We start from the raw sequence: 23677 nt of genomic DNA on the forward strand, positions 1-23677 counted from the left end.
AGGCGGCGAGCCTGCCCGGGAAATCCTTCACTCCTCCTTCGAGCCGGCCACGAAGGCCGCATGCAGCTCCGGCAGCCGGGCCGCGACATAGTCGGCAAAGCCCTGGCCTGCGGAAGCGGGAATCGTCAGGCGCGCGTTCTTGCCCGCGCGCGCAAGCTCGGCGATGGCAATGCCCGCCTCGCCCTTGATGGTCTTCGGCTTCTCCGCCTTCGGCTTTGCGCCGCGGCCCTGGGCCGAGCGCTGCAGCCGGTCGAACAGGCGCTGGAAGCGCGTGTCGCTGTCGGCGGCGGCAAAGTCTTCCGAAGCGATTTCCTGCGCGGCGAGCCCGGCCTTGTCCTTTTCGAGGAGTTCGCCGAGTTCCAGCCAGCGCGGCCGGCCCGCCTTGGGTGCCGGGCCGATCGCGCGCACGATTGCCGGCGGGATCGCTTCCGCCACCTGGATCAGGCGCGACATTTCCGACTTGTGCACCGAAAGCGCCGCCATCGCGGTTGCGCGATCAAAGCCGTGGTCAACGAGCGTCTTGGCGAAGAAGGCGCGCTCGATGAAGGAGAGGTCACGACGCTCGGCGTTTTCCTTGCCCTGCGCGAGCGCAAGCGCCGCATCGTCGAGCTGGCGCACCACGGCGCGGATTTTCAGGCCAAGCTCGCGCGCCGCCTGGGCGCGGCGGKGGCCATAGGCAAGCTGGTAGTGACCGCTGGCGGCCTTCGCCGGATCTGGATGCGGACGCACCAGCACCGGCACCTGCTGGCCGTGCTCGCGCAGGCTTTCTTTCAGCTCGAGGAATTCGGGGTCATTGACCGCGCCGTCGCTGAGGCGGTCGGCAAAGGGCGAGCGCTCGAGCATGTTGGGGTCGAGCTCGACCACCTGCTCGCCGGCCGCCAGCGCCTCGCGCAGCCGCTTTGCCTCTTCCGCCTCCTGAGACAGCGAGCCGAGCGACAGGCCCATCGCCCGCACCGCAGCCGAGGGCGTGCGCTTGACGGCATCGGCCGCTGGCAGCGGAGCCACCGCTTCCGGGGTCGCCTCCGGCACCTCGCCGGCGAAGAGTGATTTCAGCCTGTCCTTGCGCGCGTTCATAGCAAACCTCCTGCGAGGTCATGATCGCGCAGGCGCGCGACGGGTGGATAAGTCCCCCCGAACTTTTCTGAGCGCACCGCCCGGTTGACAGCTGTCAACTTCGATCCGGTCATGACTTGCGCCCCCAGCTTTGCAGCAGAAGCGCCTCGATCTCGGCGTTCACCGCATTCAGTGCCTCATAGGCGCGGTCGTAGGTGGCGCGGTTGAAATTCTCGCGACCGACCTCGTAGAGCGTCTGCTTGGACAGGCCCGCATCGGAAATCGCCGTCGACTTCAGCATCGGCGCCGTCAGGACCCGCTCGCCGAACTGCGTGCGCAGGAAGCCGGCGATCTGCGTCTGCGGCCCGTCATTCGGCTCATAGCGGGTGATCAAATAGCGCAGGAAGTCGAAGTTGAGCTCGCCGCCCGCCTCACGCACCACCGACAGAAGGTCGGACGTCATGAACAGGAACTGGCTCATCGAGGCGACGTCGAGCATCTGCGGATGCACGGTGACGATGACGGACGTCGCCGCGCACAGCGCCGAGAGCGTCAGGTAACCCAGCTGCGGCGGACAGTCGATGACGACGACGTCGTAGTTTTCCTCGACCGACTGGATGGCCTGCTGTACGCGGGCGAAGAATAGCCCGCCGCCGTCGTCCTCGGTGCGCCGCGCCAGATGCTGCGGCGTGGTGTGCTCGAACTCCTGCAGCTCGAGATTGCCGGGCACGATGTCGAGCCCGTCGAAATAGGTCTTGCGCACGATCGAGGCGAGCGGCACGCGCTCGCCGTCATAGCGGATCGCGCCATAGAGCGTGTCGTTGCCGGTGAGGTCCAGCTCCGGCTGGTAGCCGAACAGCGCCGACAGAGATGCCTGCGGGTCGAGGTCGATCGCAAGCGTGCGATAGCCCTGCAGCGCGAAATACTGCGCAAGATGCGCCGAGGTCGTGGTCTTGCCCGAGCCGCCCTTGAAGTTGGTGATGGCGATCACCTGCAGGTGCTCGCCGGGCTGGCGCCACTTGAGATAGTGCCGCGCCTTGGCCGGCCCCTGGGCGGCGAGATACTGGCGCAGCGCGTTGACGTCGGCGAGCGTGTAGAGGCGGCGCCCGCCGGCGGTCACCTCCGGCACGGGCCCCTCCCCCGAGATCGAGAGCTGGCGCAGGTACCCATCGCTGACGCCGATCAGCCTGGCCGCCTCACCGCTGGTGAAGGGCCGCAGCGTCTTCATGGCGCTCGGCGGAAACAGCCGGCCGCGCAAGGCGGCAAGCTGGGCCGACAGCAATTCCGCATCTGCGGCGATCTGCCGGTCGGCTAATTGTACCTGAGGTTGAGCGATCGTCATCAACACCGTTCTGCCTGCATGTGCGCGGGTAGCCGAGAATCGCATCGCGACTCGCCCGACGTGATTAATTCTACGCGAAGTTACCAAAACTGACAGCCTGGGGCGCGAGTAACGGAAAAGCCGTGCGATTCACCCGCAATCCGTAGGTACGTTGCGGCAAGCGTCGATTCCCGTCAAGCAATTTAGGGTTAACGGAAATTAACCGGTCTGCAACCGGCGAAGGCGGTTGGGCGGGCGGAGGCGGCGAGCAGGAGGGAGGGAATAGGTGAAGTAGGGGGCTAGGGGGCTAGGGGGCTAGGGGGTGTGAACTTGGGAGCTTGGAAGTTGGGGGCTTGGTCGGCTACGTGCCCAGGGGGGGCTGGTGTAATACTCCAAATAGAGTGTCCCCCGGGCCTGCGGTATTGGAAGCAACAGGCGGCGGTGGTGCCGGATGTGAGACCTGCCAACTGTAGGGGGCCCTAGGGATCCGCCACCTTGGCGAGGGATTTAAGGAGCTTCGGGCCGGTCCGGCCCTGTGAAAATTCCGGATGGATCTAACTTTGCGTTGGCTCTCCGCCCCCTTACCCGGCTTGGGCGTCAGAAGCTTCGGCACAGCGCGCGCGTTGGAAGGGCCTTGGGACGTTGGCGACTGCCTGGACGTCGTGTCCCAGCCGCATCACGCTGCGGAGCGGGTTCGGGCGGACACTTTCGCCACCGTCGCACAAGACGCCCCCTCCCCCATGCTTCGCATGGGCCCCTCCCCCGCGTTGCGTGGGAGGATCCTCCGCCGCGTGTGCCATCCACGGCAAGACAGACCGGCCGCGCCGCTGGCGGCAAGCAGTCCGGTTTTTCTTCCCACTGGCACTTCACGCCCCAGCGCGCGGGGCCAAACAGAGCCAGGTCCCGGGGCTGCCGCACGCCCCCTTCTCCGCATCGCAGGGAGGATCCTTTGCCGCATTTGTCATCCGCGTAGAACAGTTCGGCTTCGCCACTGGCGGCGACGCTTCGGGATTCGTTCGAGCATGTTACGCCCTCGCGTGCCGGACCAAGCGGATCGGGTCCGGGGACTGTGCCATACTGCAACGAGAGAGCGAGACGACCATGCCAACGCCTGGACCAAGGACAAGGCCACCGAGAAGGAGAAGGAGGAATCCTTTACCGCGGGAGGCTTCACCAACCGGTGCAGGACCGTCCAAAAATTCGCGCCTTGGATCCTCCCCCATCTATGGGGGAGGGGGACCATGCGAAGCATGGTGGAGGGGGCTCATAGAGCGTGGCCATTTAGATGGGCAAATCGAGAGGTGTCGCCGCCGGGTACGGAACGATTGCCTTCCAGCCGCCCTGCCCGCGCCTTCCCCGCTACGATGTCTACTAGGCGAGGGAGGCAGATACGGGGCTCGACATTTCCGTGTTCGTCATGCCCCGGCTTGACCGGGGCATCCACGCCTGAACGCCTCAGCGCGGCCAGCGTCCGGAGTCTTGGCTCCGAACGCGCGGCGCCGGCTTCGGCCCCGCACTCACCTCTGAGTTGACAGCTGTCAACTCGCCGACCATCCATCAGCTGCAGGTGGAGAGGAGATGTTCAGGCATGGATGCCACGGTCGAGCCGTGGCATGACGAAGAAGGAGAGGCGGTGCCGCGTACATTGGGCGCTCGTCACGTTTGTTCGCGTTGCCGGGGCCGGCGATGCAGGGCAGGCAGGTCGGTCCTGCATGCGTGCCGGTACGTCTCCCGCTCCTGTTGCCGCCGGCGGCGCTGACGCCGAGCCGAAGTTGACAGCTGTCAACTTCGCCGGATTGGCTTTTTTTCTCCCCGGCGACGTAGCCTGCGGCCGGCGCTTCCCGTTCCCATAGCTGCCGCAGACTTCCCTGCGACCTTCACGCCAACCCCTCCATCCCTTTTTGTGCACCTCGCCGCCCCGGCGAAAGTTGACAGCTGTCAACTTTTCCCTCGCTCTCTCGCGCCGCGCCGCTGATGTGTCCAGCCGGATAGATATGCCCGACCGCGCAAAACCGAGCAAAGATCGCAGCGGCTTGCACCGCTGCGGTCGCGTCCCCCTGCCTGATCTCGTGTCGTAAAAACCTCAGTCCCCGATCGGATTGATGTCGTTCACGAAGCGCAGCATGTCGACCATCGTGAATTTGCCGGACTCGGCAGACGGCAGCGTCGGCTTCCAGTTTCTCTCCTGCCACAGGAACGAATTGTGGTCGCCGTGGATCAGGCCGACGAACACTTCCGTGACGATGATGGACCCGACCGGGCCGAGCCGCTTGCCGCCGTGGCGCACCTTGGCCTCCTTGAGGATGTAGTACCAGAGCGGCGTCTTCGTATGCAGGCCCTGCGACTTCGCCGCCGCGCCGTCGGTCGAGCCGTTGCTGTCGGAGGCAATCTCGTCCGGCGTCAGCGGGTCCCTGATCCGCATGCGGGTTGCGACGTCCTGGCCCGAGGGCAGGCCGAGCTTGACGCCGCGCTGGAGGTTGCGCAGGGCAAGGTTGCCGCCGCCGCCCGGCAGGGTGTGCAAAACTTTGGCCAGATGCGGGTCAATGGTGCGCGACGGCGTGGCCTTCATCGGAACGCCCCCGCTGGCGCCAAGGTCGTAGAAGCGGCGCCAGTCGATGATCCAGTTGCTCGGCAGCTTCGCCACCGGGGTTGGGTCCGTCGGCGGGTTGGGCGCAAGGTCGCCGAGAATGCCGCCGGAGAGACCCGAGAAGTCGAACAGCAGCTCGAAGTCCGCGTCGGGAAATACCTTGTTGTGCGGGTACCTCGAACGCACCATGCTGTGCCCGAGCCGGTAGGCGGCCGCCGAAAATTCGATCGGCATGTAGGGCACTTTCCGGAACCGGTAGAACTTGCGCCCGTCATGCAGGATCTTCGCGACCGTGCCCGGCCCCGTCAGCCGCTCCACCCAGTCGTGCAGCACGATCCACTGGTAGTGCCAGGTAACGATCCGCCGCGCCTCCTTGAAAATCTCGCGGGGAGGGGAGGCCGACGTCGCCAGCATGTCGCAGACCGCATTGTGGAACTTCAGGAAGGCGAGATGCGTCTGCGCAACCAGCAGGTTCTCGTCGTTGCGGTGGTCGCCGATCAGCGCGAAGCCTTCCGGGCTGCGCGGCAGGTCGTTATGGAAGTCGCCGGTGATGCCGCCGAACTGCACGTTGATGTTCTTGCCGATCAGCATCTTTGGGCCCGGCTTGTGGCCGTTGTTCGGGTCGCGCGCATAAAGGTGCGGGCTGCCGTCGGGTCCGAGCCCGTAGAGGCAGTCGAGGTCGACCGCGGGCGTGCGGAAATTCTCGATGCCGAGCGGGTCCTTCTCCTTGTCGCCCAGCGAAGTGAGGTCGAGGCTGATGTCGTGATCGACGAACTGGCCGAAATAGGTGAAGCCGGCGGGGATCTTGTCGTTGTCGCCAAGCTCGTTCGCGGCGTTGTCCTCCATCGCCGCGGCCAGCACCTGCAGTTTGGCATCGGGAACGACGAGCGGATCGAGCCGGAACATGCGCCCGAACATGCCGGGATCGCGGTTCCCCGAAAGCGCATCGAGCAGTTCGCGGGTGGGATGCCGGCCAGCTTCACCGTGGCCGGGCGTGACCTTGATGGCATTCGAGGCGGCGGCGGGCCTTGCTTCGAGGCTGGCGACCGTTTTGGCGAACGTCGTGGCCGCCGCCGCGGACTTGGGCTTGAGGGACATGCATGTGACTCCTCTCCGTGCATCGAGCGCGCGCTCGACACGTTAGGCCTCCCGCCGTGTCTGGTCGTGGATATGCTCTGCCGGCCTTCTCGGCTCAGCTCTTTCAGGATGTTCGGTGCGACACAACATGCTGCCCGGGCCAGAGCATAAATCGAAGAGGCATCCCCCCGCGACCCGATCGAACGATCTAGGGCAATAGATCGAAGGATTGGCTAGGGAAATAGATCGAAGGGTTGGGGCGGAATGTTTAGCGGGCGCACCACTGCCGCTCTCCGATCAGGCCCAGCCAGCTTCGCGCCCTACAAGCCCCCTCGGGCGCTTCGCGCCACCTCCCCCGCACTGCGGGGGAGGATCCGCGTCGGCGCAGAGGGAAATGAAGCGCTCCAACGGCCACCGGTTACGTGCCGCAACGAATACCCCGGCTCGCGGATGCCCTGCCGAGACGACCCGTCTCAAACCGCCGAAGGGTGGACGGGGCATTGCAGCAGGCACGGCCTCAGGATCCTCCCCCACGGAGTGGGGGAGGGGGACCATGCGAAGCATGGTGGAGGGGGCTGACGGAGTGCGACGGGTGAGGTTTGTGCTGAAGGGTGGCCTGACTGAGTTGGAAGCGCCACGTCACGGTTACATCGTTCCGTCCAAATCCATGGCCCACAAGGACGATCTTCCCGCTCTCAAACCAGGCCCGGAACCCTACCCGCTCTACGAGCCCCCTCCGGCGCTTCGCGCCACCTCCCCCGCGCTGCGGGGGAGGATCCGAGTCGGCGCAGAAGGAAATGGCGGGCTCCACCGGCAAAAGGTGTCGACGCCGAGGGTGAGATGGTGCATTTCCACCTCGTCATGCCCGTGCTCGCCACGGGCATCCATGCCTGAACGGTGAAGCCGACGCGACCGCGCAGAACCGCCGTCTTGCCAGTATCGGTTCACCACCGCCGCCGGTCCCTTGCAGACGTTCCGGCATGGATCCCCAGCTCGCGCCCGCTTCGCGGGCTTGGCGGGGATGACGATGGAGAMACCGCAAATTCACGACGGGTCCGCGTATCCGCGACCAGGTCCAGCGTTAGGGTAGCTCCGGGTCCGACTGGATCCAAACCCCAACCGTTCCGGCCCCCGCGCTAGTCGCGGTTGCGGACCATGTGGCTGATCGCGGAGACGTTGTCGGCGTCGACGCAGCTTGGGAGGACCTGGTTGCCTTCCCAGCGCTGGTTCTCCTGAAGGGTCAGGAGGAAGCGGCCGCACTTGACGCAGAAGTGGGTAGTCGTGTCGATCTCATGCTCGAAGAAATGGTATGTCATCACGTCCTGCTTTCGCCGGCCGCCGGGTCCTCCAACCGCGCGCCGGATGCTCCTACCGAAACGCGATTTACAGGAACGCGTTCCCCCGCGCACGGCGTCGTGATGTCCCACACCAGAAAGTGGCAGGGGATGCTGAAGCTGCGGGTTAGGGGGCGGAGCTCAGGCGACAACTCCCGGCATGGCGTAGCTCTAGCCGGTTATGGGCACGGCAGGGCAGGGCAGGGGAGGGGAGGGGAGGTGCTGACCGGCAAGAAAGGTGCCAGGCAGGGAGCAGATCAGCAGCCGGCGCTGCAAGTCATCGGTTTGCTCCGCCTGCTCGGCGGCTGCATCCGAAAACACTTTCAGCGTCGCCAGCCTCCAACCCTCTCAGCGGCTTTTTCTCCCGTTTCATCCCGCGTCCGTAGCTCGATTTCTCGTCCACCATCCCAGTTGACTCCTAAAATATGAATACGTCTTCATATGTCATTCATATGGAGCTTCCCGATGGCGCACGAGCACGCCCACCATTCGCATCACGATCATTCCCACGCCCCTGAAGTCTCGGCCGCGAACGAACGCAAGGTGCTGATCTCACTCGTCCTGATCGCGACCTTCATGGTGGTCGAGGTCGCGGGCGGGCTGATTTCCGGCTCGCTGGCGCTGATTGCCGATGCCGGGCACATGCTGACCGACGCCGCGGCGCTCGCGCTCGCCTATGTCGCGTTCCGGCTTGGCCGCCGCGCCGCTGACCAGCGCCGCACCTTCGGCTATGCGCGGCTCGAGGTCGTCGCAGGCTTCGTCAACGCGCTGACGCTGTTCGCGATCATCTTCTGGATCCTCTACGAGGCGTGGCAGCGCTTTCAGGAGCCCTACGAAATCCTCGCCGGGCCGATGCTGGGTGTGGCGGTCGCGGGGCTCGCGGTCAATCTGCTCGTCATCTGGATTCTGACGCGGGGCGACGCCGAGCACGTCAACATCCGCGGCGCGCTGCTGCACGCGATCGGCGACCTGCTCGGCTCGGTCGGCGCCGTCGGCGCGGCGATCGTGATCGCCTACACCGGCTGGACGCCGATCGACCCGATCCTGTCGGTGCTGGTCGCGCTGCTGATCCTGCGCAGCGCCTGGAAGCTGATGAAGGCCTCGCTCCACATCCTGCTCGAGGGCGCGCCGGAGGGCGTGAGCGCCGAGGCGATCACGGCCGAACTCGGCGCGCTGCCTGGCGTTGCCGGCGTGCGCCACGTCCATGTCTGGTCGCTCACCTCCGGCCGGGCGCTGGCGACGCTCCACGTCGCGCCGCAGAACGAAGCAGAGGCGCGGCAGGTGCAGGCGGCGGTCGAGGACGCGCTGCGCGACCGCTTCGGCATCGACCACGCCACCGTCGCGATCGACTGGGGGAGGGGAGGGGACTGCCCGCTGGCGGATGGCGAGGCGCATGGGCATGAGCATCATGGGCATGATCATGCCCGACATGCCGGTTGCGGCCACGACCACGACGCCGGGCGTCCGCACGCGCACGACGGGCCCGCCAGGGCAGAACATGCCCACGACCACGATACCGCCGACCACGTGGCGGAGCATCCCACTGTTTCCCGGAACTCCAACGGCGGAGAGACGCGATGACCGCCGAAAACAGTCTGTCGATTCAGGAAGTCGGCATCCTCGCCGAAACCTTCCGGCTGCTGGGCGATCCCACGCGTCTGCGTATTCTCTTTTATTGTCTCGGCGGACCGAAGGCGGTTGGCGACATCGCCGAGAGCCTCGGACTATCGCAGACGCTGGTTAGCCATTACCTCAGGCTCCTGCGCGCCGCGCGGCTGGTAAAGGGCGAACGGCAATCCAAGCACGTCTTCTACCAGCTCGCCGACAGCCACGTCAGCGACATGCTGACCGACATGGCAACCCACCTGCGCGAGGAAGAGCATGAGCATGGGGAGTAGGGGAGGAGCTTAGGGGCTTAGGGGCTTAAGGGCTTAAGGATACTATTCGAGCAGGAGAGGGGAGCTATGTCATTGCTCCTGTTTTTGTTTTTTGATGCCTCCTCATGTTCCCCGAAGCCTCAGTACGAAAAGCGTGCGCTTTCGGTGATCAATTGTCTCAATATGCGCCAGCAAAGCCCGACTGGCTTCATGCACGATAATGTTGCCTTATCGGGCCTTGTGTCATGGACGCGATTTTCGCGGGCCCGCGCGAGTTATCGGCCGCACACGTCGGTTCTTCACGGGAAGCGCGAGCAGGCGCGCCGGAAAGGCTACAGGCGCAGTTGAGAGTCCCGAGTTGGCTGCGCCCCTAAAGGGGCCCCATCAAATGCTCGGCGACGACGAGGCTGACGAAGGGAGAGGGGAGAGGGGAGAGGGGAGAGGAAGGGGAAGCGGGAGGAAAAGTACAGCCGCATCAGACGCTGATCCGGCTCCGCCGGCCCGCGCCCACCATGGCTCGATCCAGTCTCCACCGCAGCCAAACAAAAACCGGCGAGGAGCCATTCCTCGCCGGTATTGGACCGTTCGCCCTTCGTGCAGACAGCGCTGATTGCCTTGCGCCGCAACGCCAGGGACGTTGCACGGACAGAGCCGGGAGCCATGCGCTGATAGCGCTCGCAACCCTCGGCTCACAGCGCCGGGATCATTGCGCTGACAGCGTGGGGAGCTTCTTGCAGAGAGCGCGGGGAGGTCGTTTCCCCGCGCCCGAGAGGAAACCCTAGTTCAGCCCCAGCACCCAGCGCGGCAGGGTGAGCGAGAGTTCCGGGATGAAGGTAACCAGCAGCACAACCGGCAGGTAGGCGCCGAGGACGAAGACCAGCGCGGGCTTCATCATGTAGCCGACGGGTGCCTTGCCGATCAGCGCCGCGAAGTAGAGGATCGGCGCCGTCGGCGGGGTGATCAGGCCCATGCCGAGATTGACGGCGATGATCGCCGCGAACTGGATCGGATCGACGCCCACCTTCAGCATCAGCGGCATCAGCAACGGCGAGGCAAGCAGGATGCCGCTCGCGTCGTCCATGAACATGCCGACGATCGCCAGGAACACGTTCGCCATGAGCAGCAGGATGATCGGGTTTTCGCTGACCGACAGGAACACCGACAGCATCTGCTGCGGCACGTTCTCCATCGTCCAGATGCGGGCAAGCATCGAGGCAAAGAAGATCATCAGCAAAAGCACGCCGGTGATCTGGCCTGCGCGCCAGATCACATTGCCGAGCTCGCGCCAGTTGAGATCCTTGTAGACGAACAGGCCGATGGGGATAGCGTAGAGCACGGCCACGGCCGCGGCTTCCGTCGGCGTGGTCACGCCACCATAGATGCAGCCGAGAATGACCACGGGCATCAGGAGCGCCAGCGTCGCGTGGCGCACGCGGCCGAAAAACTCGACGGCCACCTGCTTCAGCGGTGCGGGCTCCGGACGGATGATCGGCATGTTGCGCGTCAGCACGATGTTCCAAAACGCCATCAGGGCGATCAGCAGCAGCGCCGGAACGATCGGTGCGAGGAAGCAGGCAAGGATCGAGGTTCCCGTCACCCAGCCGAACAGGATCATCGAGGCGCTCGGCGGAATGAGCAGCGCGAGCACCGCCGACACGGCGACCAGCGTCGAGGCATAAGCGCGATCATAGCCGCGCTCGACCATGCGCGGCACCATGATGGTGCCGATCGCGGCAACGGCGGACGAGGCCATGCCGGAGATCGCGCCGAAGATCGCCGTCGTCACGATGACGACGCCGCCGAGCCCGAGCCTGGTGCGGCCGAACAGGGAGTCGGCGACGGCGACAAGGCGCTGCGCGATGCCGCCACGGCTCATCAGGCCGCCGGCAAGGATGAAGAGCGGAATGGCGACGATGACCAGGGAGCTGACCTTGGCGTAGCCGGTGCCGATCAGGAAGGCCGGAGCGCCGTAGTCGCCGAAGGTCATCAGCACGAGCACCGCGCCGGCAAAGCAGAGCGGAACGGGCACGCCGATCATCAGGAGCACGGTGAGAAGGAGCGCATCCAGCGCGACGAGCGTGCTCATTTGTCTTCTTCTCCGGAAAACAGGCTGCGGATCGTGCCGAAGGCTTCAACGGTCCAGTAAAGGGTCATCAGGGCGAGCGTGATCGGCATGATCACGTGCACCCAGGCAAGGACGATGCCGGTGTCCGGCGACGTGCTGCCGCGCCTGAGCGAAAAATTGAAGTAGTCCCACGCCCAGACCGTCATCCAGCCGGCGATGACGACCGTGAGCACCGACGCCAGCACCTTCATGAAGCGGTTGACGGGACCGCGCGGTGCAAACAGCTCGACGAGGCTCGCCGAGATGTGGCCGCGTTCCCACGCGCCATGGGCCGAGCCGATGAAATACATCCACACGGCGGAGAAGCAGGCGATCTCCTCGATGCCGAGGATGCTGATGCCCATCACGTAGCGGGTGAAGACCTGCAGGCAGATGAGCAGTGTCAGCGCGACACCGCACACGACCAGAAGGATGCGCTGCAACTGGAGCGTCGCGTTCCAGACGGAAAGAGCCGGACCGCCAAGCCAGCGCGGCGTGTTGACCTGCTCGGTTTCTTCTTGCTCGGACATGAAAAGCCCCGGCTGCTCGGACGAATGCACGCGGCAAGCGCGTCGGAGAAATGCGGCTGCCCCCGCGCCAGGCGGAGGCAGCCGGTTTGCCTCAGAAAGGCTTATTCGAGGCCGAGGCCAGCCTTCAGCTGTGCGTAGCCCTCATCGCCGAGCTCGCCGGCGATCTTCGGCCAGACGTCCTTGCGCACCACGTCGGCGAACCTCTCGAGCGTTGCGTCGTCGAAGGTGATGACGTTGGCGCCGAGCTTGCGGAACTCTTCGAGCGCCGCCTCGTCAGCCTGCTTCACCTCGACCCAGCGCTTGGCCGAAAGCTCCTGCACGACTTCGCGCAGGGTGTTCTGGTCTTCCTCGGAAAGCTTTGCAAGGCTGTCGTCGGAGATCAGGAACCAGTTCGCCTCGAAGTGGTCGTTGTACTGCACCCAGGTCTTGGTGATGTCCTTGAAGCTCTCGAGCGCCATCGCCGCGGTGCCGCCGACCTGACCGTCGACGATGCCGGTCTGCATGCCGGTGTAGAGCTCGGCCCACGGCAGCGTGCCGGTCGCAAAGCCGAGACGCTCGAGCAGCGCCTGGTGCGTCGCACCGCCCGGCCAGACGCGAACCTTCAGGTCGTGCTTGGCATCCGGGTTGCCCGCGTCGTTGACGTCCTTGGTAAAGCCCGCGCCGCCCATGCCCTCCCCATAGACGCCGAGCACGGTGACGTTCATTTCCCTGGTCGCGCCGTTGATGATCTCGAACACGGCGCCGCCCGGCTTGTGCATTTCCTCGGCGCTCTCGTAGTTGGAGAACGCGTACGGGAACCAGGTGATGGCGACGCGCTTGTCGTCGAGCGCCGGCACCGGCTGCAGCGCCATGTCGACGACGCCCTGCATCAGCTGCTCATAGACCTCGGTGTAGTCGCCGAGCTGGTCGGACGGATAAACCTTGATGGTGACGCGGCCTTCGGTGCGCGCCTCGACTTCCTTCGCCAGCTCCTGGGCGGCGAGCTCACCCGGCGAGCCGGGGTGCTTCAGCGTCGAAAGACGAAGGGTTTCCGCATGTGCGGCAGAGCACAGCAGGGTTGCCAAGGCGGCAGTGGCCAGAACCTTGCGAGTAAAAGACATGGCGATCTCCAGCAGGAAGTAAGGAACTACACTGAAGCGGCCCCCCGGTTCCTCCCGTTTGGCCACCCTGAGGAGATTGAATGCCCACATGGTCAGTCAAGTCAACCGAATAAGTGGTTCTTGACCGTTTCGACCGGCGTGCTCCACAATTACCCTTGGGGAACCCAGAAGGTCGGACGGCAACATGGAACAACAGACTTCGGCGGAACGGGCATCGGTGAGGGCGCGGCAGCTGGCAATCCTGGAGAGGCTGTCGAGAGAAGGGAAGGTCACCGTCGTCGAACTCGCCGACTGGCTCGGCACGTCGCGCGAGACGGTACGCCGCGATCTTACCGCCCTTGCCGAACACGGCCTGTTGCGAAAGGTGCATGGCGGCGCGGTGCCGCTGCAATCGGCGCAGGAAGACCCTTTCCACTCGCGGCTTGAGCTCAACCGGGACGCCAAGCGCCGCATCGGCGAGCGCGCCGCCGAGCTATTCAACAGCGGCGACAGCCTCCTGGTGGATTCCGGCTCGACGACGATCCTGTTTGCCGAGGCGCTGTCCCGCAAGAGCGGCCTGACCATCATCACCAACTCGCAGCACGTCGCCCACGCCGCCAGCAAGGGCCCGGGCGAAAACAACGTGTTTCTGCTGGGCGGACACTATTATCCGGAAGGCGCGGAAACGCTCGGGCCGATCACCAACGACCAGATTCAGGCACTCAGCGCCGACCATGCGGTCCTCACCGTTGGCGCGGTGGATAATATCGGCCGCTTCATGGACTTCATGGCCGAGGCTGCTTACACGGCACGCGCGATGATCGCCCGCGCCCGCCAGGTCACGGTGCTGATCGACAGCTCCAAGATTGAAAAGGCTGCGCTTTTTCAGGTTTGCGCGGCCGACCAGGTGTCGCGCGTCGTCACCGACGCGCCGCTTCCCGCCGCGGTGATGACCAGCTTGGCCAGCGCGGGGGTCGAGGTCATCGTCGCCGAGAAGTGAATGCGGCATTCCCCGGTGTGAAGTTGGGGATTGACACCCTGACCGTTCAGTCATTGATAGTGGGCTCAAGCGACCGTTCGGTCATCAGCACGAGCTCACACCATGGCATCACAAATTCGCACTGAAACGGCAATCATCGGCGCCGGCATCGTCGGCCTGTCCTGCGCCCTCCGCCTTGCCGAGGCAGGCCACGACGTCACGATGATCGACCCGGCCGCGCCCGGCTCCGGCGCGTCCTACGGCAACGCATCGTCGATTTCGCCGCATGCCATCGGCCCGGTGGGTTCGCCCGCGGTGCTGAAGAACCTGCCGAACCTGCTCTTCAATCGCGAGAGCCCGCTGTCGATCCGGCTGCCCTACCTGCCGCTGCTGGCGCCCTGGCTGCTGCGCTTTACCGCCCAGTGCCTGCCGCAGGCCTATGAGCGCAATCTGCGCGCGATGGCCGAGCTGCAGACCCAGTCGAAGGCGGCCTGGTACGACCTGGCCGAGCGAGCGCCGCTGCGCGACCTCTTCATCGAGCGCGGCGTTCTTTATGCTTATGCCAACCAGGCAGCGTTCAGCGCCGCGCAAAAGGACGTCGCCCTGCGCCGCAGCTATGGCATCGAACAGAACGTGCTGACCCCGACGGAAGTGAAGGAGCTGGAGCCGAACCTTCCGGCCTGCGCCGGCGCCGTGCATCACGCAGGCAGCATCCATCTGAGCGATCCGGGCCTCGCCACCCAGCGCCTTGCGATTGCCGCCACCGAGCGCGGCGCGCGGCTCTTGACCGCCCGCGTCGACGGGCTTGTCCGCGAGAAGGACGGCGTTCGCCTTCACGCGCAGGACACCGTGATTCACGCCCGCCGCGTCATCATTGCCGCCGGCGCGCATTCGGCGGCGCTGGCGCGCCAGGCCGGAGATCGCATCCCGCTCGTTGCCCATCGCGGCTACCATGTCGAGTTCGACATGGAGGAGCTGCCAATCTCGCGCCCCGTCCACCGCACCCATCTCGGCTACTACATGACGCCGCTGGAAGGGCGGCTGCGCGCAGCGGGCACCGTCGAGCTTGCCTCGAACGAGGCCCCGCCATCGCAGCACCGCTTTGACCAGATCGAGCGCGGCACCCGCGAGACCTTTCCCGGCCTGCCGCCGGTTTCGCGGCGGTGGATGGGCCTGCGCCCAGCGCTGCCGGATTCGCTGCCGGTCATCGGCCCGTCGAGCGGCGGCGCCGACGTCATCTACGCCTTCGGCCACGGCCATGTCGGCATGACGCTCGGGCCAATCACGGCCCAGCTCATCATGGGGCTCATCCAGGGCAATACGGAGCCGGAAGTCCTGCGCCACTTCAGGCCCACTCGCTTCTAACCCGCCGGAGAACAGCGCCGCCGACGCATGAGGCTGCGGCGGCGTTTCAAGCCGTCATCGGCCTCCGCCTGCCGCCAGCGTTCTCGCGAAAAGCTCAGGGTCCACGTTGCCTCCGCTGGCAACGACGATGACGCTGTCGCCGGAGAGCTCTTGCCTGCGAAAGAGGGCGGCGGCGAGTGCGACGGCACCGCCGGGCTCGATCACCAGCTTGAGGTGGTTCGCGGCAAGCGCCATGGCCGCACGGACTTCGTCTTCCGTCACGGCAAAGCCTGTGCCGCACAGGCGCTTCATCACCGGGAAGGTGAGCTCGCCGGGCTTGGGTGTCACGATCGCGTCGCAGATGGTCGGCGCGTGGCCTTCGATGGCGAGGCGTTCGCCAGCTGCCAGCGAGCGTGCCGCGTCGTCATAATTTTGCGGCTCGCAAGTGTGGACGACGAAGCCCGGCGCCTTCTGCTCGAGCGCCAGCGCAATGCCCGCGGTGAGCCCGCCGCCGCCGCACGGCACCAGTACGTCGCACGCAAAAATGCCTTCTTCGCGCGCCTGCTCGGCGATCTCGAGGCCGACTGTGCCCTGGCCCGAAATCACCTGCTCGTCGTCGAACGGGCGGATCAGCGTCAGCCCGCGCTCGCGCGACAGCTTTTCGCCGATCGCATCGCGATCCTCGGTGTAGCGGTCATAGGTCACGATCTCGGCGCCATAGGCCCTGGTGTTTTCGAGCTTCGGCAGCGGCGCATCGCTCGGCATGACGATGAGCGCCGGGATGCCGTGCATCTTCGCCGCGAGCGCCACGCCCTGCGCGTGATTGCCGGAGGAAAAGGCGATCACGCCGCGCCGGCGCTGTTCCTCGGGAAGCGCGGAGATCGCCGACCAGCCGCCGCGGAACTTGAACGAACCGGTAAGCTGCAGGCACTCGGCCTTGACGTAGACGCGCCGGCCCGCGAGCGCGTCGAGCAGTGGCGCGCGCAACAGCGGCGTCCGCCGCGCCTTCCCGGCGAGCCTTCCCGCCGCTGCCTCAATCATCGAAAAATCAACCATTGTGGTTCCCCGGGTGCGACAGACCTGTTCATCTTTCGGGGGGACCTTACACGGTTTGGCGCGGGGCTGCTCCATCAACCCGGAGCCGGCCGGACGTTGCGCACAGCCCGAAAAGCGACAGGCGATGGCCGCTCGGCTGCATGTGCCTGCCTAGCATATATTAGTATCCACTTGTGGACTATGACGTGAGGGCAGGTGGCGGCTAGAAGCGCGGGGCTCAGGCAACGGGAGAGTGGGAATGGCATTAGCCTTTCCTGCTCGACCTGTCCTGCAGGAATGTCTGCCCCTGGAATCCTGTGCGGACTCTGCGCGCCCTACCGCCCGCTGCGGATGCCCATTGCGCGGTTCATCCGCGCCTCGATCTTCACCGTGATGAACTGCAGCACGATCACCAGCACCACGTAGACCAGCGCCGCGAGCACATAGGCGTCTAGGTTGCGGAAGGTGGAGGAGGCGATCATCTGCGCGTTGCGCATCAACTCCGTCACGCCGATCACCGAGGCGAGCGACGTGCCCTTCAGGATGATGATGAACTCGCTGCAGAGCGGCGGGAAGGCGATGCGAAAGGCCTGCGGCAGGATGATCCGGCGCATTGCTTTCGGATAGGTCATGCCGATCGAGCGCGCGGCCTCCATCTGGTCGGCTGGCAGCGACAGGATCGAGGCGCGGATGATTTCCGCGACATAGGCGCCGGCATTGACGGCAAGTGCGAGCGTCGCGGCAATGAAGCGGTTGTCGAGCGGCGAGAACAGCGCGATCAGCGCCGGGCTCTCGCTCGCCATCGCCCAGGCCGGAATGCCGAAATAGACGATGTAGAGCAGCACCAGCGGCGGCACCGCGCGGAACACCGCGACATAGGCGAGCGTCAGATATTTCAGCACCGGGTTCGACGACAGCCGGCCGATCGCGACGAGCACGCCGATCACCAGCGCCCCGGCCATGGCGGCGGCGGTCAGCCCGAGCCCGACGAGCGCGCCCTGCAGGTAGAGCGGCAGATACTGGATCGCGAACTCGATCATTTGCCGAGGCTCGCTTCCAGAAACGCCGCAATGCGCGGGGAGGGGGGAGCGGTGAAAAACTGTTCGGTCGGAAGGTCGGCGTGGATGCGCCCGCCCTCCATGAAGACGATGCGGTCGGCCGCCTCGCGCGCAAAACGCAGCTCATGGGTGACCACCACCATCGTCCGGTCCTCGTCGGCAAGCTTTCGCATGACGGCAAGCACCTCCCCGACGAGCTCGGGATCGAGCGCCGAGGTGGCCTCATCGAACAGGAGCAGGATCGGCTCCATGCACAATGCGCGCGCGATGCCGACGCGCTGCTGCTGGCCGCCGGAAAGCTCGGCCGGATAGCAGCTGGCCTTGTCCGCAAGGCCGACGGATTCAAGAACGCGCAGCGCCAGCTCTTCAGCGGCGCCGCGCGTTCGGGCGAGAACCTGCACCTGGCCCTCGGTCAGGTTCTCTATTACGGTTTTGTGGGGAAAGAGGGCAAAGCGCTGGAACACCATGCCGATGCGCTGGCGCATCCGGGAAAGCTCGCGGTCGGACTGCATCTTCCGCCCGGAGGGTGCCTCGCGATAGCCGATCAGTTCCCCATCGACCCGGACCTCGCCCCGGTCGTACGGGACGAGGAAATTGATGCAGCGAAGAAGGGTCGTCTTGCCCGAGCCGCTCGGCCCGACGACGGCGACGGTCTCGCCACGGCGGACGGTGAGGCTGATGCCGGACAGCACCTCATTGGCGCCGAAGGACTTGTGAAGCCCGGCGATCTGAAGAACGGGTATGCCATCCGTCTCGGCCAATGAGGGACCCTTCCTGCCGGTCCCGTCTTACTGCGGGATCGCGCTGGCGTTGCCGAACCACTTGACGGCAATCGCATTCAGCGTGCCGTCGGCCTTCATGGCGGCGATCGCCTCGTTGATCTGCTTGAGGCCCTCGGTGTCTGCCTGGCGCAGCGCGACGCCGTTGAGCTTCACGTCCTCGGTCAGCGGCTTCTCGACCACTTCGAGCTTGCCGGCGAACTGGTTGGCGGCAATGTACTGGCCGTTGACGCTTTCGACCACGACCACGTCGATGCGGCCGAGCATCAGATCGTTGTAGGCATCGACGACGGTGTTGTAGGTGGCAACGTTGGCGCCCTCGACGCCCTCGACCACGGTCGCGGCGGAGGTGGCTCCCTGAACGCCGACGCGGAGCGTCTTCAGGTCGTCAAGCGTGACGTCCTTCTTCTCGGCGCCGGCCTTCACGACCGCGATGATCGTCTGCTGCATGATCGGATCGGAGAAGGCGACGACCTTCTTGCGCTCGTCGGTGATCACCATGTTGGTGACGGCGTCGATCTTCTTTGCCTGCAGCGCCGGGATGATGCCGTCCCAGGCCATGCCCTCGTACTTGACCGGGATGTCGAGGTGCTTGCCGAGCTCCTCGACGAAGTCGACGTCGAAGCCGACCAGCTTGCCGCTCTCGTCCTGGAACGAGATCGGGCGGAAATGCGGGTCGGCGCCGGCGGTGAAAGACGTGAACTTTTCCTGCGCGTGCGCCGGCGCGGCCATTGCGGCGGCGATCAGGCAGGCGCCGGCAAGTCCGGCCAGTTTACGAAGTACCGAGTTCATGTCTTTCGTTCCCATTGATAGTGTTGTGCACCGGCGCGGCCAGCGTGACCATGATGGCCCGCGAGCCTGCCAGAACCTCGATTTCGTCGGCCGGCCCCACCACCGTTACCGAGTCGAACTGTTCGATGACCAGCGGCCCGGTCGCCTTCCAGCCGGACGGAAGATCCTCACGGCTGTAGACCGGGCATTCGGTCTCATTGTGTTCATCCAGCCATATTTTTCGCGTCGCGACCGGACGCGGCTCACTGTTCGACGCAGCTTCCTTAAGGGAAGCGAATTCAGCGCGTTGGCGGCTGATCTTGAGGCGCAGATTGACGAGTTCGACGGGCGCCGTGTCGGAGGCATGGCCGTAGCGCTTGCGGTGCTCGGCAATGAAGCGCAGGCGGGCGTCCTCGAGACCTGCAAGGTCGGCGCGGCCAAGCGGCACGGTGATCGTGTGCGACTGGCCGACATAGCGAAGATCGACCTGCCAGCGCGAGGCAAGTTCATCTTCGGCAAAGCCATCGGCGACGATGCGCCCGATGAGCTGGCCGGAGAGCTCGCCGGTAATGCCCGCGAATTCGTCGGCGGGGATCGTGCCGATCTGCTTCAGCCAGGTGCGCTGGGCGTCATAGGCGATGTCGACGCTGGCGATGCCATGCGCGGAGAAGACGCCGCAATAATAGGGGACCAGCACCTGCGGGATCGACAGCGCGCGGGCGACATCCAGCGCATGCAGCGCGCCGGCGCCGCCGAAGGCGACGAGCAGCATCTTTCTCGGGTCATCGCCGCGCTCGGTCGAGATCGCGCGCACGGCGCGAACTATATTGGCGGCGGTGACGCGCAGCACGCCGTGGGCGGCGCGCTGCCAGTTGGTGCCGAGCGGCCCGGCGAGTTCCTTCTCGATCGCGGCAATCGCGGCGGCGCGGTCGAGCGGAAATTGCCCGCCCAGCATGCTGCGCTCGCCGATGCGGCCAAGCGCGATGTGCGCGTCGGACACGGTCGGCTGCGTGCCGCCATTGCCATAGGCGACGGGACCGGGCTCCGAGCCTGCGCTGCGCGGGCCGACCTTGAGCAGACCGGTGGCATCGATATGCGCGATCGAGCCGCCGCCAGCACCGATCGTCTCAATCTCGGCAGAGGCAATCGCTACCGGATAGCCGCCGATGACGCGCTCGTCGGTGACGGTGATCTCGCAGTCGTGCAGCACGGCGAGATCCGAGCTGGTGCCGCCGACGTCGAGCGTCAGTACCGACTTGAAGCCGTGCTCAAGCGCGAGCTCGCGCGTGCCGACGACGCCGCCAGCCGGGCCGGACATGGCGCACTTGATCGGGAAACGGCCGGCTTCCTCGAAGGTCAGGCAGCCTCCGGCCGAACCCATGATGTAGGTTTTTGCGATGCCGCCGTCATTGACCTGCTTCAGGCCATCGAGGAAGCGGGACATCACCGGAATGGAAGCGGCGTTGAGCGCCGTCGCCGCGGTGCGCTCGTATTCGCGGAAGACGGGCAGAACTTCCGAGGAGATCGACACCGGCACGCCAAGGCTTTCGAGGCGCTCGCGCGCGGCCTTTTCATGGGCGGCGTCGACATAGGAATAGAGGAAGCTGACCGCGACCGCCTCGACGTTCTCGGCGCGCAACGTTTCCACCACGCGGTCGACCGCCTCGATGTCGAGCGGCTTCAGCACCTCGCCGGTGTGGTCGAGACGCTCGGGAATGTCGAAGCGCAGATTGCGCGGCGAGACGACCGGCGCGCGGCGCTTGTGCAGGTCATAGGAGGAGGGGCGCGTCATGCGCGCGATTTCCAGCACGTCGCGGAAACCTTCGGTGGTCAGCACCGCGGTGCGCGCGAGCTGGCCCTCGAGCAGGGCGTTGGTGACGACGGTGGTGCCGACGACCAGCGACTGGATGTCGGAGAGCGTTGCGCCCATTTCGCCGGCGAGCGAGCGGAGAGCCGCGAAGATGTCCTCGCCCTGGCGGCCCTTGCGGTGCAGCACCTTGGAGATGCGGGTTTCGCCCGAAACGGGATTGGCGAGCACGATGTCGATGAAGGTGCCGCCGACGTCGGCTGCTGCGAGAAGGTGTGCCATGCTCACGCCCTCCCGGCGGCCGCGCGCCGCATGCCATAGCCGAACAGTTCGTCCTCGGCCGTGAGGGCAGGGGAGCGTTCCGCCGCCTTGCCATAGCCGCCGCCGCCCGCCGTTTCGATGGTGACGAGCGAGTTGGCGTCGACCGAGGCTGCGGTAAAGCGCTTCACGTCCTGAACGCGGCCATCGGCGTGCTCAATGGTTGCGTGGGTCGGGCGGCCCGGCTCGCCGCCATAAAGGCCGCTCGGGCCGTTCGACGGCATGCTGATCTGGAACGAGCAGCGCACGGGCGCGAGCATGCGGAAGGCGCGGCGCAGGCCGAAGCCGCCGCGGAATTTGCCATCGCCGGCCGAGCCCTCGACCAGCTCATAACGTTCGATGCGTACGGGAAGGCTGGTTTCCAGCACCTCGACCGGCGTGTCGTGCAGGTTCGCGACCGGCGGGATCATGCCGCTTTCGCCATCGGCCACGGCACTGGCGCCCGAGCCGCCGCCAAGCGCCTCACCATAGGCGAACAGCCGGTCCGTGCGCGGGTGAAAGCCGCCGAAGGAAAAGACGCCGCCGCCGCCGGTGCCAGCCAGCACCAGCTCCGGCACGATGTCGGCCAGCGCCGTCATCATCGCGTCAAAGGTGTGGTAGGAGACCTGCGTTGCCGCCGAGATCGCGCAAGGATAGCGCGGATTGACGATGGTGCCTTCCGGCGCCACCACGTCGATCAGCCGGTAGAGGCCGGCATTGGCCGCAATTCCTTCCGCAATCGAGATGCGGACTGCCATGTAGACGCTGGCGAGCGTGTTGGAAAAGCACGAATTGAACGGGCTCGGCGTGTGGCCGCCGGTGCCGGTGAAGTCGACGACGAGGCGGTCGTCCTTCTTCGAGACGGCAACGCGGATCGGAATGCCCTCGCCGCCAAAATCGGCATGAGCGAGACCTTCCCAGACGCGCTCGGGCAGGGCTTCGAGCCGCTTGCGGAACGCCTTTTCGGAGAGGCCGATGATCTGCGCGATCGCGAAGTGGAGGTCGGTGGCGCTGTGCTTTTGCGCCATTTCGTCGATGCGGTTCTGCGCGACGGTGACGGAGGCGATCTGCGCGCCGAGGTCGGCGCGGCGCTCTTCCGGCAGGCGGGAATTGGCGCAGATGATGCGTTCGATGCCTGCATTGAGCACGCCGCGGTCGACCAGCTTCACCGGCGGAATGCGCAGGCCTTCCTGAAAGATCTCGGTGGCATCCGCCGGCATCGAGCGCGGCGCCATGCCGCCGACGTCGGTGTGATGCGCCATCGAGGCGGCAAAGCCGACCAGTTCGCCGCCGACGAACAGCGGCCCCGCGACGATGAAGTCCGGCAGGTGGTTGGCGCCATGATACGGATCGTTCGCCAGGAACACGTCGCCCGGCTGCATCTGTGCAACGTCGAACTCGCGCAGGATGTGCAGCATCGCCTCAGCCATGACGCCGAGATGGATCGGAATGTGCTCGGCCTGCACCGCCATCTCGCCGTCGCGGCTGTAGAGGCAGCAGGAGCAGTCGCGCCGCTCCTTGATGTTGGGCGACTGGCTCGACCGGATCAGCCCCTCGGCCATTTCCTCGCAAACCGACTGCAGGCCGCTGCGGATCAATTCGATCTCGATAGCGTCCAGCGGGCTGGATGCTTCCTGCGCACGTGCTACAAGGTCGAGATCAGCGGTTCGCATGGTTAGTGCTGGCTTCCGGGGGCTGTAACCAGCATTAGGCCCGCTGCGACGCCACTTCAATGCAGGAATGGTTCACATATATGGACGCACAAGTCAAAAGCGCGGTCCGCATCCTCGAAATTCTTGAGCTGCTCGGGCGCGCAACGCGCCCGTTATCGCTGAAAAACATCATGGATGAGCTGGGATATCCGAAAAGCAGCACGCATCTGCTCATGCAGACGCTGGTGGAGCGCGGCTATGCCGTTCGCGATGATGAACACCGCTTTTCGCTGAACCCCGACCATCGCAACGGGCCGGGTTGGGTCACTGGCCCGCATGCGCGCCTGCTGCAGGTCGCCGCCCCGATCATCGAGAGCCTGCGCAACGCCACCGGCGAGACGATCATGCTTGGCGTTCTCAATCGTGACCTTCGCATGCAGACGATCAAGATCGCCGTCGGCCCGCAGGCAATCCGCTACGATTCGCCGCTTTCGGGCGGCAGCGTCCCGTCCTACTGCTCGGCGATGGGCCGGATGCTTTTGTCGGCGCGCCCGCAGCGCGACGTCGACCGCTATCTGTCGAGCGAGCGCATCATTTCCTACACGCCCTATACGGTGATCGACCGCGCGGCGATCCGCCAGCTGATCGCGCAGGCGGCGAAGGACGGCTACTCGATCTCCGACCAGGAGCTCGACATCGGCGGCTCGGGAATCTCCGCCCCTGTCTTCAATGCCGCCGGCGAAGTCTTCGCCGCGCTCAACGTCGCCGCCGTTTCCAGCCGCTTCGTCTTCAACCGCGACAGCTACATCGAGGAAGTCGTCGCCCACGCGAAGGAACTGAGCGACCGCCTCGCCCAGCCGCTGGCCGGGTGAGCCGCAGACAAGGCAAGGGCAGGGCGGTCCCTCTCCTGTCCTTCACCGCATCGTCCGCCGCCTCCACCACGCGCCACCCTCCCGTAGTTGACTAGTATGGCAGTGTGCTTCATGGTTTGAT

18 protein-coding genes are annotated in these 23677 nt (G+C 65.6%); 5 read left to right on the plus strand and 13 right to left on the minus strand.

What is annotated here, in order from left to right; genetic code table 11:
• Nucleotides 1–27: 27 nt before the first annotated feature.
• From repB to L610_RS09880, 4 genes are all read right to left on the minus strand, one after another.
• Nucleotides 28–1074, minus strand: a complete 1047-nt coding sequence (gene repB, locus L610_RS09865; protein ID WP_144704626.1) for a plasmid partitioning protein RepB — start codon at nt 1072–1074, stop codon at nt 28–30.
• 109 nt (nt 1075–1183) lie between these two features.
• Nucleotides 1184–2395: a plasmid partitioning protein RepA gene (gene repA, locus L610_RS09870; protein WP_144704629.1), complete on the minus strand. Its 1212-nt coding sequence runs from the start codon at nt 2393–2395 to the stop codon at nt 1184–1186.
• A 2062-nt stretch (nt 2396–4457) separates the two neighbouring features.
• Nucleotides 4458–6059 (minus strand): heme peroxidase family protein, encoded by a 1602-nt coding sequence (locus L610_RS09875; protein ID WP_144704632.1) that lies wholly within the window; start codon nt 6057–6059, stop codon nt 4458–4460.
• Nucleotides 6060–7174: 1115 nt separating this feature from the next.
• A complete protein-coding gene (locus L610_RS09880) occupies nt 7175–7354 on the minus strand; it encodes a hypothetical protein (protein ID WP_144704635.1) in 180 nt (59 codons plus the stop codon).
• 483 nt (nt 7355–7837) lie between these two features.
• On the opposite strand from L610_RS09880, the gene L610_RS09885 reads away from it, so the two are divergent.
• Nucleotides 7838–8953: a cation diffusion facilitator family transporter gene (locus L610_RS09885; protein ID WP_144704638.1), complete on the plus strand. Its 1116-nt coding sequence runs from the start codon at nt 7838–7840 to the stop codon at nt 8951–8953.
• Nucleotides 8950–9270 carry a helix-turn-helix transcriptional regulator gene (locus tag L610_RS09890; protein ID WP_144704641.1) on the plus strand — a complete coding sequence of 107 codons (321 nt, stop codon included), beginning with the start codon at nt 8950–8952 and terminating at the stop codon, nt 9268–9270. Before L610_RS09885 ends, L610_RS09890 begins: the two co-directional genes overlap by 4 nt.
• A gap of 757 nt (nt 9271–10027) precedes the next feature.
• Here L610_RS09890 and L610_RS09895 read toward each other — a convergent pair.
• From L610_RS09895 to dctP, 3 genes are all read right to left on the minus strand, one after another.
• Nucleotides 10028–11335 (minus strand): TRAP transporter large permease, encoded by a 1308-nt coding sequence (locus L610_RS09895; protein WP_024848370.1) that lies wholly within the window; start codon nt 11333–11335, stop codon nt 10028–10030.
• Nucleotides 11332–11883, minus strand: coding sequence for a TRAP transporter small permease (locus L610_RS09900; protein ID WP_024848371.1), 552 nt, complete (start codon nt 11881–11883; stop codon nt 11332–11334). The genes L610_RS09895 and L610_RS09900 overlap by 4 nt, the downstream gene beginning before the upstream one ends.
• Nucleotides 11884–11984: 101 nt before the next feature.
• Entirely contained in the window at nt 11985–12983 is a 999-nt protein-coding gene (dctP, locus tag L610_RS09905) for a TRAP transporter substrate-binding protein DctP (RefSeq protein ID WP_024848372.1), read from the minus strand.
• 184 nt (nt 12984–13167) lie between these two features.
• On the opposite strand from dctP, the gene L610_RS09910 reads away from it, so the two are divergent.
• Nucleotides 13168–13962 carry a DeoR/GlpR family DNA-binding transcription regulator gene (locus L610_RS09910; RefSeq protein WP_144704644.1) on the plus strand — a complete coding sequence of 265 codons (795 nt, stop codon included), beginning with the start codon at nt 13168–13170 and terminating at the stop codon, nt 13960–13962.
• A gap of 102 nt (nt 13963–14064) precedes the next feature.
• Complete coding sequence (locus tag L610_RS09915; RefSeq protein ID WP_024848374.1) at nt 14065–15306, plus strand: FAD-binding oxidoreductase; 1242 nt, start codon at nt 14065–14067, stop codon at nt 15304–15306.
• A 54-nt stretch (nt 15307–15360) separates the two neighbouring features.
• On the opposite strand, the gene L610_RS09920 is transcribed toward L610_RS09915, so the two are convergent.
• From L610_RS09920 to L610_RS09945, 6 genes are all read right to left on the minus strand, one after another.
• Nucleotides 15361–16341 carry a threonine/serine dehydratase gene (locus tag L610_RS09920; protein ID WP_024848375.1) on the minus strand — a complete coding sequence of 327 codons (981 nt, stop codon included), beginning with the start codon at nt 16339–16341 and terminating at the stop codon, nt 15361–15363.
• A 314-nt stretch (nt 16342–16655) separates the two neighbouring features.
• Nucleotides 16656–17360: an amino acid ABC transporter permease gene (locus L610_RS09925; protein WP_024848376.1), complete on the minus strand. Its 705-nt coding sequence runs from the start codon at nt 17358–17360 to the stop codon at nt 16656–16658.
• The gene (locus L610_RS09930; protein WP_024848377.1) at nt 17357–18139 is read right to left on the minus strand and encodes an amino acid ABC transporter ATP-binding protein; all 783 of its coding nucleotides are present in this window, start codon (nt 18137–18139) and stop codon (nt 17357–17359) included. Before L610_RS09930 ends, L610_RS09925 begins: the two co-directional genes overlap by 4 nt.
• Before the next feature lie 27 nt (nt 18140–18166).
• Entirely contained in the window at nt 18167–18949 is a 783-nt protein-coding gene (locus tag L610_RS09935; protein WP_186441417.1) for a transporter substrate-binding domain-containing protein, read from the minus strand.
• The gene (locus tag L610_RS09940; protein WP_024848379.1) at nt 18930–21017 is read right to left on the minus strand and encodes a hydantoinase/oxoprolinase family protein; all 2088 of its coding nucleotides are present in this window, start codon (nt 21015–21017) and stop codon (nt 18930–18932) included. The genes L610_RS09935 and L610_RS09940 overlap by 20 nt, the downstream gene beginning before the upstream one ends.
• A gap of 2 nt (nt 21018–21019) precedes the next feature.
• Nucleotides 21020–22705: a hydantoinase B/oxoprolinase family protein gene (locus tag L610_RS09945; RefSeq protein WP_024848380.1), complete on the minus strand. Its 1686-nt coding sequence runs from the start codon at nt 22703–22705 to the stop codon at nt 21020–21022.
• A gap of 80 nt (nt 22706–22785) precedes the next feature.
• Between L610_RS09945 and L610_RS09950 the strand changes: the two genes are divergently transcribed.
• Nucleotides 22786–23556 carry an IclR family transcriptional regulator gene (locus tag L610_RS09950; protein WP_024848381.1) on the plus strand — a complete coding sequence of 257 codons (771 nt, stop codon included), beginning with the start codon at nt 22786–22788 and terminating at the stop codon, nt 23554–23556.
• Nucleotides 23557–23677 lie beyond the last annotated feature (121 nt).

This window comes from Aminobacter sp. J44 (assembly GCF_007829415.1).
Lineage (GTDB): Bacteria > Pseudomonadota > Alphaproteobacteria > Rhizobiales > Rhizobiaceae > Aerobium.

Excerpts from the sequence above, each read along its gene's own strand:
- repA (WP_144704629.1), bottom strand. The coding sequence starts at position 2,395 with ATGACGATCGCTCAACCTCAGGTACAATTAGCCGACCGGCAGATCGCC.
- L610_RS09925 (WP_024848376.1), bottom strand. The coding sequence starts at position 17,360 with ATGATCGAGTTCGCGATCCAGTATCTGCCGCTCTACCTGCAGGGCGCG.
- L610_RS09895 (WP_024848370.1), bottom strand. The coding sequence starts at position 11,335 with ATGAGCACGCTCGTCGCGCTGGATGCGCTCCTTCTCACCGTGCTCCTG.
- L610_RS09880 (WP_144704635.1), bottom strand. The coding sequence starts at position 7,354 with ATGACATACCATTTCTTCGAGCATGAGATCGACACGACTACCCACTTC.
- L610_RS09910 (WP_144704644.1), top strand. The coding sequence starts at position 13,168 with ATGGAACAACAGACTTCGGCGGAACGGGCATCGGTGAGGGCGCGGCAG.
- L610_RS09885 (WP_144704638.1), top strand. The coding sequence starts at position 7,838 with ATGGCGCACGAGCACGCCCACCATTCGCATCACGATCATTCCCACGCC.
- L610_RS09915 (WP_024848374.1), top strand. The coding sequence starts at position 14,065 with ATGGCATCACAAATTCGCACTGAAACGGCAATCATCGGCGCCGGCATC.
- L610_RS09920 (WP_024848375.1), bottom strand. The coding sequence starts at position 16,341 with ATGGTTGATTTTTCGATGATTGAGGCAGCGGCGGGAAGGCTCGCCGGG.
- L610_RS09900 (WP_024848371.1), bottom strand. The coding sequence starts at position 11,883 with ATGTCCGAGCAAGAAGAAACCGAGCAGGTCAACACGCCGCGCTGGCTT.
- L610_RS09940 (WP_024848379.1), bottom strand. The coding sequence starts at position 21,017 with ATGGCACACCTTCTCGCAGCAGCCGACGTCGGCGGCACCTTCATCGAC.
- L610_RS09875 (WP_144704632.1), bottom strand. The coding sequence starts at position 6,059 with ATGTCCCTCAAGCCCAAGTCCGCGGCGGCGGCCACGACGTTCGCCAAA.
- L610_RS09945 (WP_024848380.1), bottom strand. The coding sequence starts at position 22,705 with ATGCGAACCGCTGATCTCGACCTTGTAGCACGTGCGCAGGAAGCATCC.
- L610_RS09890 (WP_144704641.1), top strand. The coding sequence starts at position 8,950 with ATGACCGCCGAAAACAGTCTGTCGATTCAGGAAGTCGGCATCCTCGCC.
- L610_RS09950 (WP_024848381.1), top strand. The coding sequence starts at position 22,786 with ATGGACGCACAAGTCAAAAGCGCGGTCCGCATCCTCGAAATTCTTGAG.
- dctP (WP_024848372.1), bottom strand. The coding sequence starts at position 12,983 with ATGTCTTTTACTCGCAAGGTTCTGGCCACTGCCGCCTTGGCAACCCTG.
- L610_RS09935 (WP_186441417.1), bottom strand. The coding sequence starts at position 18,949 with ATGAACTCGGTACTTCGTAAACTGGCCGGACTTGCCGGCGCCTGCCTG.